The sequence below is a fragment of the Roseomonas gilardii genome (genome assembly GCF_001941945.1).
Classification (GTDB): Bacteria; Pseudomonadota; Alphaproteobacteria; order Acetobacterales; family Acetobacteraceae; genus Roseomonas.
The window spans coordinates 1704860-1724328 of the sequence record NZ_CP015583.1 but is presented as its reverse complement, the minus strand read 5'-3'; the positions used below and the strand labels follow the sequence as shown (position 1 = coordinate 1724328).

The 19469-nt window shown below is 71.5% G+C and carries 22 protein-coding genes and 3 tRNA genes; 5 read left to right on the top strand and 20 right to left on the bottom strand.

Annotated elements, in window-relative coordinates; genetic code table 11:
* Positions 1-84 precede the first annotated feature (84 nt).
* Positions 85-1737: a thiol reductant ABC exporter subunit CydC gene (gene cydC / locus RGI145_RS07810; RefSeq protein ID WP_167668252.1), complete on the bottom strand. Its 1653-nt coding sequence runs from the start codon at positions 1735-1737 to the stop codon at positions 85-87.
* The gene (gene cydD, locus RGI145_RS07805) at positions 1727-3433 is read right to left on the bottom strand and encodes a thiol reductant ABC exporter subunit CydD (protein WP_075797905.1); all 1707 of its coding nucleotides are present in this window, start codon (positions 3431-3433) and stop codon (positions 1727-1729) included. The genes cydC and cydD overlap by 11 nt, the downstream gene beginning before the upstream one ends.
* 76 nt (positions 3434-3509) lie before the next feature.
* Here cydD and RGI145_RS07800 point away from each other — a divergent pair, with 76 nt between their 5' ends.
* Together RGI145_RS07800 and RGI145_RS07795 are read left to right on the top strand one after the other, a co-directional pair.
* Entirely contained in the window at positions 3510-4403 is an 894-nt protein-coding gene (locus RGI145_RS07800) for a polysaccharide deacetylase family protein (RefSeq protein WP_075797904.1), read from the top strand.
* Positions 4404-4691: 288 nt separating this feature from the next.
* On the top strand, positions 4692-5033 hold the full coding sequence (locus RGI145_RS07795; protein WP_075797903.1) for a cellulose binding domain-containing protein: 342 nt from the start codon (positions 4692-4694) through the stop codon (positions 5031-5033).
* 36 nt (positions 5034-5069) lie between these two features.
* On the opposite strand, the gene RGI145_RS07790 is transcribed toward RGI145_RS07795, so the two are convergent.
* The 3 genes from RGI145_RS07790 to RGI145_RS24975 all read right to left on the bottom strand — a co-directional run bounded on the left by RGI145_RS07790 (position 5070) and on the right by RGI145_RS24975 (position 6013).
* Positions 5070-5318: a hypothetical protein gene (locus RGI145_RS07790; protein WP_156878469.1), complete on the bottom strand. Its 249-nt coding sequence runs from the start codon at positions 5316-5318 to the stop codon at positions 5070-5072.
* A 183-nt stretch (positions 5319-5501) separates the two neighbouring features.
* Positions 5502-5687 (bottom strand): hypothetical protein, encoded by a 186-nt coding sequence (locus RGI145_RS07785; protein ID WP_075797901.1) that lies wholly within the window; start codon positions 5685-5687, stop codon positions 5502-5504.
* A gap of 11 nt (positions 5688-5698) precedes the next feature.
* Positions 5699-6013 (bottom strand): pantoate--beta-alanine ligase, encoded by a 315-nt coding sequence (locus RGI145_RS24975; RefSeq protein ID WP_075797900.1) that lies wholly within the window; start codon positions 6011-6013, stop codon positions 5699-5701.
* A gap of 245 nt (positions 6014-6258) precedes the next feature.
* Between RGI145_RS24975 and RGI145_RS07775 the strand changes: the two genes are divergently transcribed.
* On the top strand, positions 6259-6600 hold the full coding sequence (locus RGI145_RS07775; RefSeq protein WP_075797899.1) for a hypothetical protein: 342 nt from the start codon (positions 6259-6261) through the stop codon (positions 6598-6600).
* Between the two features lie 105 nt (positions 6601-6705).
* Here RGI145_RS07775 and RGI145_RS07770 read toward each other — a convergent pair whose 3' ends face one another.
* Entirely contained in the window at positions 6706-7269 is a 564-nt protein-coding gene (locus RGI145_RS07770) for a septal ring lytic transglycosylase RlpA family protein (RefSeq protein WP_237183242.1), read from the bottom strand.
* Between the two features lie 101 nt (positions 7270-7370).
* Positions 7371-7604, bottom strand: a complete 234-nt coding sequence (locus RGI145_RS07765) for a hypothetical protein (protein ID WP_075799932.1) — start codon at positions 7602-7604, stop codon at positions 7371-7373.
* A 225-nt stretch (positions 7605-7829) separates the two neighbouring features.
* Here RGI145_RS07765 and RGI145_RS07760 point away from each other — a divergent pair, with 225 nt between their 5' ends.
* Positions 7830-8285: a CBS domain-containing protein gene (locus RGI145_RS07760; RefSeq protein WP_237183241.1), complete on the top strand. Its 456-nt coding sequence runs from the start codon at positions 7830-7832 to the stop codon at positions 8283-8285.
* Positions 8286-8359: 74 nt separating this feature from the next.
* Here the strand turns inward: RGI145_RS07760 and RGI145_RS07755 are convergent.
* The 13 genes from RGI145_RS07755 to RGI145_RS07695 form a co-directional block, all read right to left on the bottom strand.
* Positions 8360-8435 (bottom strand) — tRNA-Glu (locus tag RGI145_RS07755).
* A gap of 90 nt (positions 8436-8525) precedes the next feature.
* Positions 8526-9896, bottom strand: coding sequence for an FAD-dependent oxidoreductase (locus RGI145_RS07750; protein ID WP_075797898.1), 1371 nt, complete (start codon positions 9894-9896; stop codon positions 8526-8528).
* A 120-nt stretch (positions 9897-10016) separates the two neighbouring features.
* Positions 10017-10093 (bottom strand) — tRNA-Arg (locus RGI145_RS07745).
* Between the two features lie 155 nt (positions 10094-10248).
* Positions 10249-10325, bottom strand: a tRNA-Arg gene (locus tag RGI145_RS07740).
* A 69-nt stretch (positions 10326-10394) separates the two neighbouring features.
* Positions 10395-11507, bottom strand: coding sequence for a 3-isopropylmalate dehydrogenase (gene leuB, locus RGI145_RS07735; RefSeq protein ID WP_075797897.1), 1113 nt, complete (start codon positions 11505-11507; stop codon positions 10395-10397).
* A complete protein-coding gene (leuD, locus tag RGI145_RS07730) occupies positions 11507-12133 on the bottom strand; it encodes a 3-isopropylmalate dehydratase small subunit (protein WP_075797896.1) in 627 nt (208 codons plus the stop codon). Before leuD ends, leuB begins: the two co-directional genes overlap by 1 nt.
* The gene (leuC, locus tag RGI145_RS07725; protein WP_075797895.1) at positions 12133-13551 is read right to left on the bottom strand and encodes a 3-isopropylmalate dehydratase large subunit; all 1419 of its coding nucleotides are present in this window, start codon (positions 13549-13551) and stop codon (positions 12133-12135) included. Before leuC ends, leuD begins: the two co-directional genes overlap by 1 nt.
* A gap of 60 nt (positions 13552-13611) precedes the next feature.
* Positions 13612-14031 (bottom strand): 50S ribosomal protein L19, encoded by a 420-nt coding sequence (rplS, locus tag RGI145_RS07720; RefSeq protein WP_075797894.1) that lies wholly within the window; start codon positions 14029-14031, stop codon positions 13612-13614.
* A gap of 16 nt (positions 14032-14047) precedes the next feature.
* A complete protein-coding gene (gene trmD, locus RGI145_RS07715) occupies positions 14048-14776 on the bottom strand; it encodes a tRNA (guanosine(37)-N1)-methyltransferase TrmD (protein ID WP_075797893.1) in 729 nt (242 codons plus the stop codon).
* Positions 14773-15309, bottom strand: coding sequence for a ribosome maturation factor RimM (gene rimM / locus RGI145_RS07710; RefSeq protein WP_075797892.1), 537 nt, complete (start codon positions 15307-15309; stop codon positions 14773-14775). The genes trmD and rimM overlap by 4 nt, the downstream gene beginning before the upstream one ends.
* Before the next feature lie 32 nt (positions 15310-15341).
* Positions 15342-15680, bottom strand: coding sequence for a 30S ribosomal protein S16 (gene rpsP, locus RGI145_RS07705; RefSeq protein WP_019462903.1), 339 nt, complete (start codon positions 15678-15680; stop codon positions 15342-15344).
* A gap of 30 nt (positions 15681-15710) precedes the next feature.
* On the bottom strand, positions 15711-17096 hold the full coding sequence (ffh, locus tag RGI145_RS07700; protein ID WP_075797891.1) for a signal recognition particle protein: 1386 nt from the start codon (positions 17094-17096) through the stop codon (positions 15711-15713).
* A 116-nt stretch (positions 17097-17212) separates the two neighbouring features.
* Positions 17213-17815: a GNAT family N-acetyltransferase gene (locus RGI145_RS07695; RefSeq protein ID WP_075799930.1), complete on the bottom strand. Its 603-nt coding sequence runs from the start codon at positions 17813-17815 to the stop codon at positions 17213-17215.
* Between the two features lie 113 nt (positions 17816-17928).
* On the opposite strand from RGI145_RS07695, the gene RGI145_RS07690 reads away from it, so the two are divergent.
* Positions 17929-19437, top strand: coding sequence for a serine hydrolase domain-containing protein (locus tag RGI145_RS07690; protein WP_075797890.1), 1509 nt, complete (start codon positions 17929-17931; stop codon positions 19435-19437).
* Positions 19438-19469 lie beyond the last annotated feature (32 nt).

Here is a 19469-nt window from a genome sequence, read left to right as displayed (position 1 = left end):
CGTGCCATGCGATGCCCGTTCCGCCCCGTCAACGGGCCAGGACGGTTTCGAATCCGTCCTGCGGGCGCGCCCGATTCATTGTGATCAGCCGGCCGCATGAAAGGCCCGCCCGCCGGCCAGGCGGAGCACCCGCGTCGGGTGTTCCGCCCCGGTCAGGCGATGCGTGATCAGCAGGACCGTGCGCCCGGCGGTGGCCTCGTCCAGCGTTTCCAGGAAAGCCCTCTCCGCGCTGACATCGAGTCCGGCGGCGGGCTCGTCCAGGATCAGCACCGGCGCCGGGGACAGCAGCGCCCGTGCCAGGGTGAGGCGCCGCGCCTGCCCGCCGGAGAAGCGCGCCCCGGCCTCGCCGCAGCGCGTCTCCAGCCCTTCCGGCAGGGCGCGGACCAGATCGCCGATCCGGGCGCGGTCCAGCGCCTGCCAGAGCTCCGCCTCGCTCGCTTCCGGCCGGGCGAGGCGCAGGTTGGCGGCGATCGTGTCGTCGAAGAGCCGTGCATCCTGGGTCAGGCAGGTGATGCGGCGGCGCAGGTCGTGGGCGGAAAGGCCCGCGATCTCCACGCCTCCCAGGGTGATGCTGCCGGATTGCGGCCGGGCGAGGCCGAGCAGCAGGGCCGCCACGGTGGACTTGCCGGCACCGGAAGGGCCGAGAAGCACCACCCGCGCCCCTTCCGGGATCTCCAGGGAGAAGCCGTCCAGCACCGGCTCCCGCTCCGCCTCCCAGGCGAAGCGGATGTCGCGCATGCGGATGGCATGGCCGGGCGGCAGGGGTGCCGGGGCAGCCGGGTCGGGCGCCGGGACCGGGGCGTCGGCGGCCTCCAGCAGGCGGCGCGCGGCGGCGCCGGCGCCGGCCAGGGCGATCCCGGCGCGAGGCAGCGCGGCGAGGCTCTCGGCGGCGGCGAGGGCGAGGAACAGCGCGGGCACCGCCAGCGCCGCGGCTCCCGCGCCACCGGCCAGCCCCCAGGCCAGGGCGCCGAGCAATGCGGCCTGGGCCAGCAGAGCCCCGGCAGCCCCGCCCAGCGTGCCGATGCGCGAGGCTCGGCCCTCGGCCAGGGACTGGGCCTGGCCAGCCTCGGCCAGACGCGCCCCGGCCCGGGCTTCGCCATTGTTGGACAGCACGTCCTCCAGCCCCAGCAGCGGCTCCACGGCGCGGGCGCGCAGGGTGCCACGCGCCTCGGCCACGGCGGCGGAACGGCGGGCCGCCAGGGGGGCGAGCAGTGGCGGCAGCAACAGGGCCAGGGCGAGCGGCAGCGCCACCACGGCCATCAGCCCCGGCGAGGCCCAGCCCAGCAGCGCGGCGATGGCCAGCACCGTGGCCGTGGCCGCCGCCATCGGCGCCATGGCGCGCAGATAGAGTCCGTCCAGCGCCTCCACATCGGAGACCAGCCGCCCCAGCAGGTCGCCGGCGCGGCGGAGCCCGATCCCGGCCGGCAGGCGCTCGGCCAGGCGGCGGAAGAACCAGACGCGCGTATCGGCCAGGGCGCGGAAGGTGGCGGCATGGGTGGTTATGCGCTCCATCCAGCGCAGCACCGGGCGCAGCAGGATCAGCGGCCGCAACAGGAGCAGCGCGCCCGTGGCGGCGGCCATGGCGCCGTGTCGCAAGCCCTGTGACACGCCATGCCCTGCCAGCGACAGCAGCGCCACGCCAGACAGGGCGGCGAGGCAGGCGACCAGCGCGCCGAGTGCCAACCCGGCCCGGTGCGCCCGCCAGAGGCCGAGGATGCGGGCGAGGTCACGCCACATGGTCGGCCTCCCTGCCCCGGCGCGCATGGCCGGCGACGCGCCCGTCCTCCAGGGTGAGGACCCGGGCCGGGAAGCGCTGGCGCAGCAGCGGCGAATGGCTGGCGATCACCGCCGTCCGCCCGGCGCAGAGCCGGCGCAGCCCGTCGAGGACCTCCGCTTCGGTGCCGGGGTCGAGATGGGCTGTCGGCTCGTCCAGCAGGACCAGGGGCCGGTCGCGCAGGAAGGCGCGGGCCAGGGCGACGCGCTGTGCCTGCCCGCCGGAAAGGCCCCACCCCCCCTCGCCCACCAGCGTGTCGAGCCCCCGGGGCAGCCCGGCGGTGAAGTCCGTCACCCGCGCCTCGCGCGCCGCCGCCTCCACCGCCGCGTCATCGGCCTCGGGCCGGGCGAGGCGGATATTCTCGCGGATCGTGTCGCGGAACAGGTGCGGGCGCTGCGGGACATAGGCGGAGAGGCGGCGCAGCTCCTCGGGCCGCAGGGCCAGCGCGTCGCGCCCGTTGAGGGCGATGCGCCCGGCATCCGGCCGGCGGAAGCCCAGCAGCAGTCGCAGCACGGAGGATTTCCCGGCGCCGGAGGGTCCGGATAGCACCAGCGTCTCGCCCGGCATGACGCGGAAGGTGACGCCGTCCAGCGCGGCGGGGCGCGCCGGGTCGTAGCGCAGCGAAACGTTCTCGAAGGTCAGCACCACGGAGGGCGGCACCTCCTCCAGCAGCAGCCCTTCCCGCTCCGGCGCGTCGAGCAGCGGCGCCAGCTCGGCGGCGGCGCCGGCGGCGGACATACGCTCGTGATAGGCGGCGGAGAAGGCGCGCAGCGGCGCGAAGAAGGCAGGCACCAGCAGCAGCACGAAGAGTGCCGAGACCGGCGAGGGATGGCCGCCGGTGACCAGCGCGGCATGGCGCCAGGCGAGGCAGCCCAGCACCGCCGCGGCGATCAGCTCCAGCCCCGCGGAGCCCAGGAAGGCCACGCGCAGCACCCGCATCGTCCGCTGCCGCAGCTCGTCGGCGGCGCGCCCCAGGGCCTTTGCCTCGTCGTCCTGGCGGTTGAACAGGACCAGGGTGGGCAGGCCCCGCACACGGTCCAGGAAGCGCCCGGAAAGGCGCTGGAGGGCGTCGAACTGCCGTCGACTCTGGATCGCGGCGCCGATGCCGGTCAGGGCCATGGAGACGGGCACGAGCAGCCCGCCGGCGGCCAGGATCAGCCCGCCCACCGGGTCGGTCAGCGCCGCCGCCAGGGCGATGGCGGCCGGCACCAGCAGGGCCAGCATGGCGGCGGGGAGCCAGCGGGCGAAGTAGCCGTCCAGCGCCTCGACCCGGTCCACCACCAGCGCGGCGCGCTCCCCGGCCGGGCGCTCATCCGCCGGGCCGAGTTCCAGGAGGCGGGCCAGGGCCTGCTGCCGCAGCCGGGCACGGGCGGCGGCTCCGGCGGCGTGCTGGGCCCGTTCCTGCGCCATGCCGAGCCCGGTCTGCAGCAGCAGGAGCACGGCGGCGGCGGCAAAGGCGGTCCAGCCGGACCCGGCGACCGCGTCTGGAAAGCCCAGCAGGGCGGCAAGCAGCGTGGCGATGAACCAGGCCTGGGCGATGCCGCAGATGGCGGCGGCGAGACCGAGGCCGGTGGAGCGGAGGAGGCGCGGACGATCCTCGCGCGCGGCACGGGACAGGAGCCGCCGGGCCGCCGCGTCATCCGCCTTTGAGGACGACATGGCGGCACCCTCTAGACCACTCCGCATCCGCATGCACCCTTTCCTCCGTTCTTCCTTGGTTTCGCGAGGGTCTCGCATGCTGCGCCAGCATGGCCGCCACGACTACCACCCCTGGCCGGAACGGCCGCGCTGGGCATGGCCGAATGACGGGCACCTCGCCGTCTATCTCGGCGTGAACCTGGAGCATTTCGCCTTCGGCGAGGGCCTGGGCGCGGAGCTGGCGCCCGGCGGGCCGCAGCCGGACGTGCTGAACCACGCCTGGCGCGACTACGGCAACCGGGTGGGAGCCTGGAGGCTCCTGGAACTGCTGGACGAACTGGACGCGCCCTGCACCGTCCTGGCCAACAGCGCCATGTATGACCACGCGCCGCAGCTCATGGCGGCGCACCGGGCGCGGGGCGACGAGATCGCCGGGCATGGAAAGACCAACAGCGAGCGGCAGAGCGTGCTGCCGGAGGAGGCCGAGCGGGCGCTGATCGCCGAGGCGACCGCGATACTGGCCCATCACGAGGGCCGGGCGCCACGGGGCTGGCTCTCGCCCTGGATCGCGGAAAGCGCGGCCACGCCGGACCTGCTGGCCGAGGCGGGCTATCGCTACACATTGAACTGGTGCAGCGACGACCAGCCCGTCTGGCACCGCACCCGTTCCGGCCCGCTCCTCGCCATTCCCTATCCGCAGGAGGTCAACGACATTCCCGCCATCGTGGCGCGAAAGGACGGGGCGGAGCAGTTCGCGGCGATGATCGTGGCGGATTTCGACGAGCGGCTTCGACAGGTGCGGGACGGCAGGGCGCAGGTGATGGGGATCGCACTGCATCCCTATATCGTCGGGCAGCCTTACCGGCTGGCGGCGTTGCGCCGCGCCCTGTCGCATGTGCTGGCGCCTCGCCCCGAGGTCTGGCTCTGCACCGCCGGGGCGATTCTTGACCACGTCACCCGGCTGCCGGCCGGGTCCTGTCCGGGCGGATAGCGCTTTCGCGGGCTATCCACCTCCTCCCTGCTGGACATGGCGGCTTCGGCATGGACCAGGTGGTTCAGCGCCGCGCGATGGATGATGCCATCGCACGCACGAGTTGCCCTATGTGCCGGAATCCCATCAACCGGGTGAGCGGTCCACTGGTTGCACCGCAACAAAGCGTGGCAGTTCGTCACGTTTCGCTCCTGGTTTCGTTGCACGGCAACCTGGGATGCGTTTTTCTCACAAGTCTCTTAATATAGACATTCCTGGCACGTACTCTCACGGACTGGGATCACCGCCTTGTCGCTCCATGTCCAGTTCCGCGTCGTCAGCACCTGGAGTCAGGGCTTCCAGGCGGAGATCCTCGTCACCAATGGCGGACAGGCCCCGATGCTGCGCTGGACGCTCTGCCTGACCCCCGACTGGCAGATCCTGGAGATCTGGAACGCCCGCCATGATGGCCAGGCCACTCAGGGCCAGGCCCTGCGCCTGCATCCCGAGAGGCCGGAACCTCTGCATCCGGGCCAGAGCTCGACCATCGGACTGATCGCCAGCGGATCGCCCCTGATCCCGCGCATCAGGTCATGCTGGGACGATGGCAGCCCCCCGCTGCTTCAGCCCTCGCCCGGCTGCCAGGGCTGACCACCGGATGGGCCGGCCGGGCGGAGGGCGCCGGGCTCATCGCCAGCAGAGCAGGAAGTCCAGGACACTGAGGGCATAGCCCAGCATCAGGAAGAGGAAGCCCAGGATCACGAGGAACAGGCCGATCACGTATTTCATCGTGGCGAGGCCGTAATCCACCAGCGTCCAGCCGAACCGGACCACGGCACGGCCGCCATAGCAGGTGGGCTGCGGCGGCGGCCGGTCCTGTTCCATCGCCAAAGGGGCCGGAGCGGCCGCCAGGGAGCAGGAGGGAACGCCCGCCATGGCGGCGCCTGCCACCGGCGGAGAGGCAGCCAGCAACGCCAGAAGAAGCAGGGGCCGCAGCAGCCCCCGCAGGAACCTGCCTGGTATCGACGTGAACATCGGGACCGAGGCTGCGGCAGGGCCATGTTCCGGTCCAGTCCGGTCCGCGCAACCCTGCCGCCGGGCGCCTCGTGGGCCGGAGGGTCAGGGCAGGCGGCGGATCGGCACCGGCTCGGTGCGCAGCCAGCCGGGCCAGCCGACGAACCTCTCGATGCCCACGAGCAGGAAGGACAGGGCCAGCGCCGCCAGGATCACCAGGGCCTTCCGGCGCCCAGGCGGATGGCGCCACCACTGCGCCATCTGGATCAGCAGGCGTGTCAGCGGGTCCATCCGCGGGCGGCTCAGCCGGGCGCCATCAGGCGCATGTTGTCCAGCAGCCTCGTCCGCCCGAGCCGCGCGGCCACCAGGGCCAGGGCCTCCGGCGTGATGGTCCGCAGTTCCTCCATCGTCGCGGCATCGGCGATGCTGGCATAGTCCAGTTGCAGCCGCGGCTCTTGCCCCACCCTGTCGCGGATAAGCCGCCGCAACACTTCCGCGTCGCGTTCCCCGCCGAGGGCCGCCTGCCGCGCCGAGACCAGGGCCCTGGCGATCTCGCCCGCCTTGGCGGCGCTGCCCACCGCCGAGGAGAGCACGACGAAGCCTTCCTGCATCCTCATCCCCGGAATTCTCCCTGCCGCGTGACTTCCCCACCCGTGATCCGGCCGAAGGACCGTTCCCACCCGGGCGGAGGCGGCCGGACGAGCCTCTCTGTGGATGGAAGTGGCCCTGCCGGACCTTCGCGGCTCTGGCATCGGCCAGCGGAGAATGCAAGAAGGCCCCCATCATGGTCCCGTCCCTTCCCCACGCCCTTGGCCCCGCGCGGCCACGCCGGCGCCGCACCCCATGGACGACCCCGTGGCTGATGCTGGCGCTGCTCACGGCCACGCCGCTTGCGGCCGCGCCCAACCTGCGCGGGGCGGACGACCTGCGCGGCAAGGAGGTCTGGGCCATGGACGAAACGCGGATCGGCACGGTGAACGGTGTTACGGGCGCCGCGCCCTCCACCGTGGTGAAGATCCTGCCGAACCCGGCCCTGGGGATCGGGACGGCCCCCTTCTCCGTGCCGGCCAGCCTGTTGCGGGATGCGCCGGAAGGGCGCCTGGTGCTGGACATGACGCCCTGGGAGTTCGAGGCCTCGGTGGTCAAGGCCAGGGCGGGAGTCCAGGGGAGGCCGCCGGGAAAGCCCCCGGCCTCTCCGCGCTGACGCCCCGCTATCGGGCCACGTGCTGTCGGCAGGCGGTCTGGGCCCGCTGCCGGAGCGCCCTTCTCCCGGTCAGGGAAAGCAGGGGCGGATGCCCCGGCTTTCCGGTCAGCGGCCTGTCCGTCCCGCCGGCGCGGCTTCGGCGCGGCCCGCGAGGCCAGGGGTGGAAAGCGCGACGACCGCCACGGGCGCCGTGCCCGTTTCCGGCATCCCCAGCCGGGCCGCGACGCCCGGGCTGACATCGAGGATGCGGCCGCCGTGATGCGGCCCCCGGTCGCGCACGCTGACGACGGCCGAACGGCCGTTGCGGAGGTTCGTCACGCGAGCCTGCGTGCCCAGCGGCAGGGTCCGGCTGGCCACCGTGTTGGAACCCGGGTCGAAGCGGCCGCCATCCGCCATGGGCCGTCCGGCGAAGCGGTGGGAATAGACCGAGGCGCGGCCACGCTGTTCCCGCGTGGCCTGATGCCGGGCCCCGTGGTGTGTTGCCTCATGGGGCGCCGTGTGGTGCCGCCGCGCCTCCGCCACACGCGCGTGGCGTTGCGTCCCGGGAGTGGCATGGTGGCGGTGCGGGGCGGGCTGCTGCGGCCTGGCGGCACCAGCGGCGGCCACCCAGCCCGTCATGGCGCAGCCTGCGATCGCGATCCCCAGGATCGCCGTCTTCCATCCGGTCAAGTGCCGCTCCCCTCCCCGTTGCGGATTCCCTATCCAGGGCAGGAAGCCCAGTTCGTGGCCCGGGGTTGCCACCGCAAGAGGCCGGCGGCCGCCGGCCGGTCCTATCCGCGGTGCCGTCCGATCAGGCGCGCGGCCACCATCAGCACGATGCCCAGCCCGATGACGATGGCCGTGGCCGGCGAGGTCCGCACGGTGTCCAGGATCGCGCCGGGCACCCAGAACAGGGAATCCATGACCCGGCGCGGCACCCAGAGCAGGGTGTCCCAGCCCACCGCATAGGCGGCGATCCCGAGCGCGACGAGAAAGGTTCCGAGGGACCAGAGCTTTGCCGACATGCGTTCCTTGATCGTATCGCCCAAGGCCGGAGGGGCGCGGCCATTGCTTATCCGCCCGCGGCGGAAGCCGCCACCCCGGCCCCGGCGCGGGGTTTGTCGGAGCGTGTTTGTCGGGGCGTGGGAGGGCACGCCCTTTCACGGCGGCGTGAGCGCGGGGGTTTCCGCTTGTCACCAATGCCTCGCCCACGGCCACCATGTCTTCAACCGGCGGATGAGAGCCGGAAGATGTTGGAGGCGACGATGACGGTGAAGACCATCCTGCGCAACAAGGGCTCCGACGTGATCAGCGTGCGGCCCGGGCAGTCGCTGGTGGAGGTGGCGCGCGTCCTCGTGCAGCACCGGCTTGGCGCCGTGCTCGTGCGGGAGGCGGAGGACGCGGCGCGGCCCGTGCTCGGCATCCTGTCCGAGCGCGATATCGTGCGGGCACTGGCCAGTGATGCGGGCTCGGTCGATGGGCTGGTGGCCGCCGATGTGATGACGCGCGTGGTGCATACGGTGACGCCGGACACGCCGATCACCCGGGCCCTGGAGATGATCACCGACCGCCGGGTGCGGCACCTGCCGGTCTATGAGGGCGAGACCCTCTGCGGCATCGTCTCGATCGGGGATCTGGTGAAGGCCCGGATCGAACAGGCCGTGGGCGAGGCGGAGGCCCTGCGGGACTATGTGACGGCCGGTTAGCGCGATCGGGAAAGGGGTGCGAGGGCGGATGGCTTCCGGCTGGCGCGTCGGCATCGGCGGGGATTGGGGGATGGTGGCGTCCCGTACGGGATTCGAACCCGTGTCGCCGCCGTGAAAGGGCGGTGTCCTAGGCCTCTAGACGAACGGGACATGGCCAGGAAGAACGGCCGGAGAGGCGTTGGCGGGTAACTAGCCTGACGCGCCGCCTTCGTCCATGGGCAGACGAAGGGTTTTTCGGCCCTATCCATCCAGGGCGGCGGCGGCGTTCTTCGCGGCCTCGCCCAGAGTGGGGTGGATATGCACGCCGTCCAGCATGGTACGGAGGCCCGCCCCGGCATTCATCAGCTCCACGAAGAGCTGCACCACCTCCGCCCCCGAATCGCAGAGCGCGGCGGCGCCGAGGATCTCCCCCGTCCCGGGGTCCGCGAGGACCTTGATGAAGCCCTCGGTGCGGCCGATGTCGCGAGCCTTGCCGCTCTCCGTCATCGGCTTCTTCCCGAGGCGATAGGGACGGCCGGCCTTGCGCGCCTCCTGCTCCGACAGGCCCACGCGCCCCAGCTCCGGCTCGGTGAAGATGGCATAGGGCACGATGCGCCGCGTGGTACGCGCGCCGTCTTCCAGGAAGAGCGACTGGAGGACGCGGAAATCGTCATAGGCGGTGTGGGTGAATTGCGGCCCGCCCCGGATGTCGCCAGCCGCGAACACCCCGTCTGCCTTCGTCCGCAGGCGGTCGTCCACGTCCAGCACGCCTTTCTCGCCGGGGTGCAGGCCGATGCTTTCCAGCCCCAGCGCATCCGTGTTTGCCTGGCGGCCAGCGGCGAGGAAGAGATGCGTGCCCTCCAGCATCCGTCCTCCCAGATGCAGCCGCACCCCCTCGCCTCCTGCCTCCACCCGTTCGGGCTTCGCGCCCAGGTGGACGGCGATCCCGTCCGCTTCCAGGGCCCGTTGCAGCACCTCGGCCACATCCGGGTCTTCGCGTTCAGTGAGCTGCGGGCCGGCCTCGACGATGGTCACGGCCGATCCCAGGCGGCGGAAGGCCTGGGCCAGTTCCAGCGCGATGGTGCCGCCACCCAGGAAGAGCAGATGTCCCGGACGCTCGCGGAGGTCGATCCAGCTCCGGCTGTCGATCAGGGGCACCTGGTCCAGCCCCGGCAGATCCGGTCGCGCCGCGCGGGAGCCCGTGTCGAGCACCAGCCGGTCGGCCAGGACCACCGCCTCCCCCACGCGGAGGCGGAGGCGGCTCCCCTCGCGGCCTTCGATCCTGGCCTCCCCCCGCAGCAGGCGTGGCGCCCCGGGCTGGCGGAAGCTCTCCTCCAGCTCGCCGCGCTGCTCCGCCACCAGGGTACGGGCGCGGTCCATCACCGCGGCGAAATCCACCTCCACCGTGGGGATCGTCACGCCCCATTCGGCCGCGCGCCGGGCCTGGGCGGCCAGCCGGGCGGAAGCGATCACCGCCTTGCTGGGCGTGCAGCCGAAATTGACGCAGGAGCCGCCGAGGGCATCACGCTCGATCAGCAGGACATCCCGGCCCGCCGCGGCCAGGGCGCGGGCCAGGGGCACACCGGCCTGCCCGGCCCCGATGATCACGGTCTCTGCACTCTGCATGGCCATGGGTGACCCGTCCTCCCCTGCACTCGATGCAGGAAGGATCGGCCAGGGGACGGGTTGCGCGAGGCGCTGGCATATCGCCAGCCCACTTCGACACGTTCACGTTCGGATGGGAAAGGGAACTGGCGCGCCCGAAAGGATTCGAACCTCTGACCCCCAGATTCGTAGTCTGGTGCTCTATCCAGCTGAGCTACGGGCGCCGACCAGTGACGGGGTGATAGCCGAGGCTTCCCGGCGGTGCAATGGCACCGTAGCGGTTTTTCGACACGGATCTGTCATGCGTCCGCAGATACGGAAAACCCCGCTGCGGAAACGCACCGGGGTTCGGAACCATCTGATATGTCGAAAGGATTTCTGGCGCGCCCGAAAGGATTCGAACCTCTGACCCCCAGATTCGTAGTCTGGTGCTCTATCCAGCTGAGCTACGGGCGCCGGCCAGTGGCGGCCTGATACTGCGGTGCCGGGGGAAGCGCAAGGGCCCTTCCCCCATTTCGCCGCGTGTCAGCCCGCCAGCTTGTCCAGTTCGCGCAGGATCGCGTCCCCCATCACCGAGGTACCCACGCGGGCCGTGCCGGGCGACATGATGTCGGCGGTGCGCAGCCCGCCGGTCAGCACGTTGTTGATGCTCTGCTCGATCAGCGCCGCATCCTCCTCCATGCCGAAGCTCCAGCGCAGCAGCATGGCGAAGGACAGCATCTGCGCGCAGGGATTCGCGATTCCCTTGCCGGCGATGTCCGGCGCGGAGCCATGGATCGGCTCGTAGAGCGCGTGGCGCCGCCCGGAGGCATCCGGCGCGCCCAGCGTGGCGGAAGGCAGCATGCCGAGCGAGCCGGTCAGCGCAGCCGCCAGGTCCGACAGCACGTCGCCAAACAGGTTTCCGGCCAGGATCACGTCGAACTGCTTCGGATTCGAGGCGAGCTGCATGGCGCAGTTGTCGGCATACATGTTCTGAAGCTCGATATCGGGGAACTCGGCCTTCGCCACCTCCCCGACCACGGCGCGCCACAGGCGGCCGGTCTGCATGACATTCGCCTTCTCGACGCTGGTGACCTTGCGGCCGCGGCTGCGCGCCAGCTCGAAGGCCACGCGCGCCACGCGCGCGATCTCGTCCTCGGTATAGACCTCGGTGTCCACGCCGCGGCGCTTGCCGTCCGGCATCACCTCGATGCCGCGCGGCTCGCCGAAATAGATGCCGCCCGTGCTCTCGCGCACGATGATGATGTCGAGGCCGCTGACGACCTCGGCCTTCAGCGAGGAGGCGCTGGCCAGTGGCGCCAGAACCGTGGCGGGGCGCAGGTTGGCGAAGAGGCCCAGCTCCTTGCGCAGGCGCAGGATGCCGAGCTCCGGACGCTGCTCGAAAGGCAGGCTGTCCCATTTCGGGCCGCCGACGGAGCCGAAGAGCACGGCGTCCGCCTCCTTGGCCCGGGCCACCGTCTCGTCGGAACAGGGCGTCCCGTCCGCATCGATGGCGGCACCACCGACCAGGCCTTCCTCCACGGTGAAGGAGGCGGTGCGGCGGCGGTTCATCCAGTCGATGACGCGGCGGACCTCCCGCATCACCTCGGGACCGATGCCGTCGCCCGGCAGAACCAGGATCTTCTTGTTGGCCGTCATCAAAGAGTGGTTCCCGTTCCGAACATCCAGGGCTGCGCTGCCCGCTCGCGCGTCTCGAAGGCGTCGATCGCGCCGGCATGCTCCATGGTCTGGCCGATATCGTCCAGGCCATTCAACAACAGATGCTTACGAAGCGGGTCCACGTTGAAGGAAATCTCCTCGCCATCCGGGCGGATCACCACCTGGCGCGCGAGATCGACGGTCAGCCGGGCATTGCCGCCCAGCTTCGCGTCCTCCATCAGCTTCTCGCAGACGGCATGCGGCAGGCGCACCGGCAGGATGCCGTTCTTGAAGCAGTTGTTGTGGAAGATGTCGGCGAAGTCCGGAGCGATGACGCAGCGGATGCCGAAATCCAGCAGCGCCCAGGGCGCGTGCTCGCGCGAGGAGCCGCAGCCGAAATTCTCGAAGGCGATGAGGATTTCCGCCTTGCGATAAGGCTCCTGGTTGAGCACGAACTCCGGCTTCTCGCTGCCATCGGGCGCATAGCGCATGTTGGCGAAGGCGCTCTTGCCCAGGCCGGTGCGCGCGATGGTCTTCAGGAAGCGCGCCGGGATGATCATGTCGGTATCGACATTGGCCAGCGGCAGCGGCGCGGCGATGCCGGTCAGCGTGGTGAAGGGCTGCATCAGCGCATGATCTCCCGCACGTCGGTCAGGCGTCCCGTGACGGCCGCGGCGGCGGCCATGGCCGGGCTCAGCAGATGGGTGCGCCCGCCAGGGCCCTGGCGGCCCTCGAAATTGCGGTTCGAGGTGGAGGCGCAGCGCTCGCCAGGCTTCAGCTTGTCCGGGTTCATGCCCAGGCACATGGAGCAGCCGGCCTCGCGCCACTCGAAGCCCGCGTCGATCAGGATCCTGTCGAGACCCTCCTGCTCCGCCTGCTCCTTCACCAGGCCGGAGCCCGGCACCGCCATGGCGCGCACGCCCGGGGCGATCTTCCGCCCCTTCAGCACCTCGGCCGCAGCCCGGATGTCCTCGATGCGGCCGTTGGTGCAGGAGCCGAGGAAGACCGCGTCGATCTTCACCTCCTGCATCGGCATGTTCGCGGCGAGGCCCATGTAGTCCAGCATGCGCTGCATCTGCGCGCGCTTCGCCTCGTCCGCCTGCTCGGCCGGGTCGGGCACGCGGCCGGTCACCGGCACCACCGTCTCCGGCGAGGTGCCCCAGGTGACCTGCGGCACGATGGCGTCGCCGTCCAGCATGATCTCCGTGTCGAAATGCGCACCGGGGTCGGAGGGCAGCGTGCGCCAGTACTCGATCGCGCGGGCCAGCGCCTCGCCTTTCGGCCCCATCGGGCGTTCGGCCACATAGGCGAAGGTGGTCTCATCCGGCGCCACCATGCCGGCGCGGGCGCCCGCTTCGATCGACATGTTGCAGATCGTCATGCGGCCGGCCATGTCGAGGTTGCGGATCACCTCGCCCGCGAACTCCATCACGTGGCCTGTGCCGCCGGCGGTGCCGATCTTGCCGATGATGGCCAGCATCACGTCCTTGGCGGTGACGCCGAATCCGAGCTTGCCGTCCACAGTGATCCGCATGTTCTTCGCCGGCTTCTGCAGCAGCGTCTGCGTGGCGAGCACGTGCTCGACCTCCGAGGTGCCGATGCCGAAGGCCAGCGCGCCCATGGCGCCGTGGGTGGAGGTGTGGCTGTCGCCGCAGACGATGGTCATGCCCGGCAGGGACAGGCCCAGCTCCGGCCCGATGATATGGACGATCCCCTGCCGCTTGTCGGAGAGCGGGATGTAGGGGACGCCGAATTCCTTGACGTTCTTTTCCAGCGTCGCGATCTGCAGCGCGCTCTCGGCCTCGTTCACGCCGGTGAAGCGCGTGGCGTCGGTGGGAACGTTGTGGTCCACCACGGCGATCGTCGCATCCGGGCGGCGCACCTTGCGGCCGGCCTGGCGGAGGCCCTCATAGGCCTGCGGCGACGTGACTTCGTGGGTAAGGTGCCGGTCGATGTAGAGGAGCGCCGTGCCGTCGGGCAGCGTCTCGACGACGTGCGCGTCCCAGATCTTGTCGAACAGCGTGCGCGGCTTTGTTGCCGACATCGTGCGATCCTCCTGCAGTCAAAAAAGGCCCGCCCCGTTGCCGGAGCGGGCCTTGCGGGCTCAGCCCTGAGTGGCCTCCGCCGGCGCGGCCGCCGCTGCCGCCGGCGTGGCGGTCTCGCGAGTCATGGTGCGCTCGGCGATGCGGGCGGACTTACCGGTGCGGCCACGCAGGTAGTACAGCTTGGCGCGGCGCACCTTGCCGCGGCGGACCACGGTGATCTCCGCCACGTTCGGGGAGTACAGCGGGAAGACGCGCTCCACGCCCTCGCCATAGGACAGCTTGCGGACCGTGAAGTTGCTGTGCAGGCCCTTGTTGGAGCGCGCGATCACGACGCCCTCATAGGCCTGGGTGCGGGTGCGCTCGCCCTCGACCACCTTCACCATCACGCGCACCGTGTCGCCGGCCTGGAAGGCCGGGGTGGCGCGGCTCGCGGTCAGGCGGGCCTTCTGGTCCGCATCGAACTGCTGAAGCAGGTTCATCTGTGTTGTCCTCGTCTTAACCGTTGATCTGGGAAGCGTCGGGCGCTTCCACGAATGCTTTATGGCGGGCCCAGAGATCCGGGCGGCGCAGGCGTGTGGCGGCCTCGGACTGCGCCGCGCGCCAGGATGCGACCTCGGCATGATGGCCGGAAAGCAGCACGTCGGGCACGCGGCGGCCGTTCCACTCGGCCGGGCGGGTGTAGTGCGGGTATTCCAGCAAGCCGTGAGAGAAGGACTCCTCCTCCCCGCTCTCGCTGGCTCCCATCACGCCGGGCAGGAGCCGGACGCAGGCATCGAGCAGGACCATGGCCGCCGGCTCGCCGCCGGACAGGACATAGTCGCCGACCGAGACCTCGGTCATGGCGCGCGCCTCGATGACGCGCTGGTCCAGGCCCTCGTAGCGGCCGCAGAGCACGACCACCCCCGGCCCGGCGGCGAGGTCGCGCACCAGCGCCTGGTCGAGCAGCCGCCCGCGCGGCGTCATGTAGAGCAGCGGCCGCTGGCCGCCCTCCGCCATGACGGCCCCGCAGGCCGCGTCGATCACGTCCGGCCGCATCACCATGCCGGCGCCGCCGCCGAAGGGCGTGTCGTCCACGTTGCGGTGGCGTCCGGTGCCGAACTCGCGGATCTGCCGCGCCTCCAGGCTCCAGTCGCCCCGTTCCAGCGCGCGGCCGGCCAGGGAATGGCCCAGCGTGCCCGGGAACATCTCGGGGAAGAGGGTCAGGATGGTGGCGCGCCAGCTCATGCGGCCTCTCCCTCGCCCTTCTCCGAAGCATTCTCGGGCTGCACCACGATCTCCTCCGGCACCACCACCGTGCAGCGGCCCGCGGCGAGATCCACCACCGGCACGCAGGCACGGGTGAAGGGGATCTCCCGGTCCCGGCCCTTCGTGTCGCGCAGCGTCAGGAAGGGACCGGCGCCGAAATCCTCCACCGACATGACGCGGCCGAGCAGCGCCCCGTCCTCGCCCACGGCCGAAAGGCCGATCAGGTCGGACAGGTAGAACTCGTCCTCGTCGGTCGGCGGCAGGGCATCCCGCAGCACGTAGAGCTTCACCCCGGTCAGCCGCGCGGCGGCGTCCCGGTCACCCACGCCGCGCACGCGCGCCAGGCCACCCGGAAGCACCTCGACGGCGAAGCTGCGCTGGCCGCTCTCGTCGGTCAGCGTGCCATAGGCGGCGATCGCCTCCGGCGCCTCGGTGAAGGAGCGCAGTCGCAGCAGCCCCCGCACGCCATGGGGCCGGCCGAACTCGCCCACCAGGATACGCTTCGCGCCCATCGGTGTGCCTCAGGAACCTCCGTAAGCCGGGATCAGCCGTTCGCGGCGGCCGCGGCGGCGCGCTCCTGCGCCTTCTTCTTCGGCGCGGACTGCTTCGGCTGCTCGCGGAACTCGGGCATCGGGGCCAGGCCGGCCTTGCCGAGGAACTTCGCCACGCGGTCGGTGGCCAGCGCGCCCTGGCTCAGCCAGTGGGCGATGCGCTCGTCGTGCAGGCGGATGCGCTCGGCATGGTCGGCCGGCAGCATCGGGTTGTAGGAACCCAGCTTCTCGATGAAGCGGCCGTCGCGCGGGGAGCGGCTGTCGGCCACCACGATGTGGTAGTAGGGGCGCTTCTTGGCGCCCGCGCGGGCGAGGCGGATCTTAAGTCCCATGAGATAGTCCTCTCTCGATAACTGGGAAGGTTAGAAGGGCCGTCGGCCACCGGCACCGGGCAGCAGGGCGGAAAGCCCCCCGCGCATCAGTCCCTTCTGGCCGAGCTTGTTCATCCGCTTCATCATCGCGGACATGTCGTCGAACTGCTTGAGCAGCTTGTTCACTTCCTGGACCGTCACGCCGGAACCGGCCGCGATGCGCTTCTTGCGCGAGGCCTTGATGATGTCCGGCTTGCGGCGCTCCGACGCGGTCATCGAGGAAATGATCGCCGCCTGACGCTTCAGGATCGACTGGTCGAGATTGGCGTTCTCGAGCTGCGCCTTCATCTTGCCGATGCCGGGCAGCATCCCGAGGATGCCGGAAAGCGAGCCCATCTTGCCGATCTGCTTGAGCTGGTTCGCGTAGTCTTCCAGGTCGAACTGACCCTTCTGCATCTTCGCGGCCAGCTTCTCGGCCTGCTCGCGGTCGATGGTCTCGGCCGCACGCTCCACCAGCGAGACGATGTCGCCCATGCCGAGGATGCGGCTGGCGATGCGGTCGGGGTGGAAATCCTCCAGCGCGTCCAGCTTCTCGCCGGCACCCAGCAGGCGGATCGGCGCGCCGGTGACGGCCCGCATGGACAGCGCCGCGCCACCGCGGGCATCGCCGTCCACGCGGGTCATGGCGATGCCGTTGACGCCCACCTTCTCCTGGAAGGCGCGGGCGGTGTTCACCGCGTCCTGGCCGGTCATGGCGTCCACCACCAGCAGCGTCTGGTGCGGCTTCACCATGGCCTTGACCTGGGCGACCTCGGCCATCAGGGCCTCGTCGATCGCCAGCCGGCCGGCGGTGTCGAGGATGACGACGTCGTAGAGCTCGCGCCGCGCCGTATCGAGGGCACGGGCGGCGATCTCCAGCGGCCCCTGCCCGGCGACGATCGGCAGCGAGCCGACCTCGGCCTGCTTCGCCAGCGTCTCCAACTGGAGCTGCGCGGCCGGGCGGTGCACGTCCAGCGAGGCCAGCAGCACCTTCTTGCGCTCGCGGGAGCGGAGGCGCAGCGCGATCTTGCCCGAGGTGGTGGTCTTGCCCGAGCCCTGCAGGCCGACCATCAGGATGGCGACGGGCGCGGGCGCGGCGATGTCGATGCCGCGCTTGCCGTCGTCGCCCTCGCCGCCGCCCAGGGCCTCCACGAGCACGTCGTGGACGATCTTCACGACCTGCTGCGCCGGGGAGACGGACTTGATGACCTCCACCCCGACGGCACGCTCGCGGACCTTGTTGATGAGGTCGCGCGCCACCGGCAGGGCGACGTCGGCCTCCAGCAGCGCCACGCGAACCTCGCGCAGCGCTTCCGCCACGTCGGCCTCGGACAGGGCGCCACGCCGGCGAAGCCGGTCGAACACCCCATTCAGCCTGCCTGACAGCGCCTCGAACATGCGGCGGTCGAAACTCCAATGCCGTTCGCGCCGCTGCGCGAGCCTTCGCGGAGCGGCGGAGCCGGCCGCACAGGGCAGCCGACCGGGTTGCGGGACATGTCCCGGGTACGGGGGCTCTACGCCGCCCCCGGCTCCGGGTCAAGCGCTTCCGGAGCGGAGGGAGGCAGCGCCGGCCCCTCCCCGAGCGCGATCCAGTAGCGACGGACCGGCTCGCCGCTCACCGCATCCGGTGCCTCGTCCTCCAGCACGCCCCCGGCCCGCTCGATCGCACGGCGGGATGGGGTGTTGTCGGGGCGGCAAGTGAGCAGCACCCGCTCGAAGCCGCGCTCCCGCATATGCGCCAGGGCCAGGGCGAGGCCGCGCGTGGCGAAGCCCCGCCCCCGCAGCCCGGGCCGGACGGCATAGCCGATATGGCCGCCACGGCGGCGCAGATAGGGGGTCAGCGCATAGCGGCAGTTCACCGTGCCGATGAACATGTCGCCGATGGCCAGCCAGAAATGCGTGGCCGGCACCTTCCGCACGAAGCTGCCATCCGGCAGGCGCACAGGTGTCTCCGGGTCGTTCAGCGATGTCAGGTGGGCGAGCAGCCCATCCTCCGGTGGCAAGCCGCCGCCGTCGGCAACGAAGCCCTCGGCGAGAGCCGCGGCGTAGGAAGGCAGCAGCCCCGCCTGCGGCAGGCGGAGCGCGGCGCGATCCGGGGAAAGGGTGGTATCGGGCATGGCCGTCCCGGCATGGCGCAAGGCCTCTCCACTGCCAAGCCCGCGCGCCCCCGCTTGACGCCGCGCCCGCGCCGGCCCGCCATGCGCGCCGACGCGTCAAGGAGAGTCGCCGCATGATCGCCCTGGACCCACGCCGTGCCGCCGGGGAAGCCCGCGCCATCACTCAGGACTGGACCGAGGCCGGGGGGCCCGGCGGCGCCATCGTGCTGTTCGGGCCGGATGGGGTATTGGAAGGCTTCGGCGGCGGCCTCGCCTCGCTGGAAACCCGCACGCCCTTCACGCCGGACACGCCGAACCGCTGGGCCTCCATCAGCAAGCAGTTCTGCACCGCCACCGTGCTGCTGGAAGGGCTGGACCTCGCCGCGCCGCTGGGATCGCTCGTGGCGGAACTGCCGGAGGCCGTGGGCGGCGTCACGCTGGGCCAGGCGCTGGACATGACCGGCGGCCTGCCGGACCTGATGGAGACGCTGTCCCTGGCGGGCCTTCCCTCCTCCGCCTCGATCACGCGGGCGGAAGCCTTCGACGCCATCCGCCGCCTGCCCGGCATCAACGGCATCCCCGGAACGGAGATGACCTATACCAACACGGGCTACCGGCTGGTGCAGCATGTCTTTCCGGAACAGCGGGGGCGCTCCTATGCGGAACTGCTGCGCGAGCGGCTGCTGCGCCCGCTGGGGCTGGAGGCGATCCGCTTCCCCGAGGACGAAGCCGAGCCGGTCGCCGACCTCGCAACCGGCTACTGGCACGACGGCAGCGAATGGCGCCGTGGGCGCTACGGGTTGCAATATTCGCCCTCCGGCGGGCTGGCGGGCAGCGCCAGCACCCTGGCGCGCTGGGGGGCGGCGTTGCTGGCCGGGCGCGGGCCGCTGGAGGGGATGCTCGCGCGCCTGACGGCGGTGCGGGAGCCGCTGGGCGGCTTCTACCGGCTGGGCCTGAACGCCCCCGATCTGGCCGGGGATGTGCCGCTCTTCGGGCATGGTGGCTCCCTGCCCGGCTACAAGGACCATATCCTCCTCTCGCCCTCGCTCGGCCTGGGCGTGGTGGTGCTCTGCAACCGCGAGGATGCGGACCCGCTCTGGAACGCCCTGCGCATCGTCTCGGCCTGGACTGGGCGCGCCCTGCCCGCCGCGGCCAGCCTGCCCACCGGCCTCTACGCCGCCGAGAGCGGCCCCTTCTGGGCCGAGGCCGCAGACGACACCGTCACCTTCATGGGGACCACGGACCGGCTCTTCGCGGATGGGGCGGGTGGGGTGCGGACCCTGCCCGTCTATCTGGAGGCCAGCCTGCGCGCGGAGGCGGATGGGAGCCTGCGCGGCCATGTCGGCCGCATGGCGCAGCACCTCCTGCCGGTGCCGCAGGGGCTGCCGCTGGACCCCTCCCTGGTCGGCGAATGGCGAGACGATGCCTATGGCGCGCGGCTGAGCATCCAGGCCGATGGCAGCGCCGAACTGCCCGGCATCCCGGGCGTGCGCGCCATGCTGACGCCGCTGCCAGGGGGCCGCGCCCTGGCCTCGCGCACGCATAACGGCTCGACCATGCGGATCTGCCTCTTCCCCACCGGCGAGGGGCGGCTGTGTCTCGCCTCGCACCGGTCGCGCGTGCTGGAGTTCCGGCGCGCCTGACAGGCCGGCCGCCGCGCCCCCTTCGGGGGGCG

Excerpts from the sequence above, each read along its gene's own strand:
- cydC (WP_167668252.1), bottom strand. The coding sequence starts at position 1,737 with ATGTGGCGTGACCTCGCCCGCATCCTCGGCCTCTGGCGGGCGCACCGG.
- cydD (WP_075797905.1), bottom strand. The coding sequence starts at position 3,433 with ATGTCGTCCTCAAAGGCGGATGACGCGGCGGCCCGGCGGCTCCTGTCC.
- RGI145_RS07800 (WP_075797904.1), top strand. The coding sequence starts at position 3,510 with ATGCTGCGCCAGCATGGCCGCCACGACTACCACCCCTGGCCGGAACGG.
- RGI145_RS07790 (WP_156878469.1), bottom strand. The coding sequence starts at position 5,318 with ATGGCGGGCGTTCCCTCCTGCTCCCTGGCGGCCGCTCCGGCCCCTTTG.
- RGI145_RS07785 (WP_075797901.1), bottom strand. The coding sequence starts at position 5,687 with ATGGACCCGCTGACACGCCTGCTGATCCAGATGGCGCAGTGGTGGCGC.
- RGI145_RS24975 (WP_075797900.1), bottom strand. The coding sequence starts at position 6,013 with ATGAGGATGCAGGAAGGCTTCGTCGTGCTCTCCTCGGCGGTGGGCAGC.
- RGI145_RS07775 (WP_075797899.1), top strand. The coding sequence starts at position 6,259 with ATGCTGGCGCTGCTCACGGCCACGCCGCTTGCGGCCGCGCCCAACCTG.
- RGI145_RS07765 (WP_075799932.1), bottom strand. The coding sequence starts at position 7,604 with ATGTCGGCAAAGCTCTGGTCCCTCGGAACCTTTCTCGTCGCGCTCGGG.
- RGI145_RS07760 (WP_237183241.1), top strand. The coding sequence starts at position 7,830 with ATGTTGGAGGCGACGATGACGGTGAAGACCATCCTGCGCAACAAGGGC.
- RGI145_RS07750 (WP_075797898.1), bottom strand. The coding sequence starts at position 9,896 with ATGGCCATGCAGAGTGCAGAGACCGTGATCATCGGGGCCGGGCAGGCC.
- leuB (WP_075797897.1), bottom strand. The coding sequence starts at position 11,507 with ATGACGGCCAACAAGAAGATCCTGGTTCTGCCGGGCGACGGCATCGGT.
- leuD (WP_075797896.1), bottom strand. The coding sequence starts at position 12,133 with ATGCAGCCCTTCACCACGCTGACCGGCATCGCCGCGCCGCTGCCGCTG.
- leuC (WP_075797895.1), bottom strand. The coding sequence starts at position 13,551 with ATGTCGGCAACAAAGCCGCGCACGCTGTTCGACAAGATCTGGGACGCG.
- rplS (WP_075797894.1), bottom strand. The coding sequence starts at position 14,031 with ATGAACCTGCTTCAGCAGTTCGATGCGGACCAGAAGGCCCGCCTGACC.
- trmD (WP_075797893.1), bottom strand. The coding sequence starts at position 14,776 with ATGAGCTGGCGCGCCACCATCCTGACCCTCTTCCCCGAGATGTTCCCG.
- rimM (WP_075797892.1), bottom strand. The coding sequence starts at position 15,309 with ATGGGCGCGAAGCGTATCCTGGTGGGCGAGTTCGGCCGGCCCCATGGC.
- rpsP (WP_019462903.1), bottom strand. The coding sequence starts at position 15,680 with ATGGGACTTAAGATCCGCCTCGCCCGCGCGGGCGCCAAGAAGCGCCCC.
- ffh (WP_075797891.1), bottom strand. The coding sequence starts at position 17,096 with ATGTTCGAGGCGCTGTCAGGCAGGCTGAATGGGGTGTTCGACCGGCTT.
- RGI145_RS07695 (WP_075799930.1), bottom strand. The coding sequence starts at position 17,815 with ATGCCCGATACCACCCTTTCCCCGGATCGCGCCGCGCTCCGCCTGCCG.
- RGI145_RS07690 (WP_075797890.1), top strand. The coding sequence starts at position 17,929 with ATGATCGCCCTGGACCCACGCCGTGCCGCCGGGGAAGCCCGCGCCATC.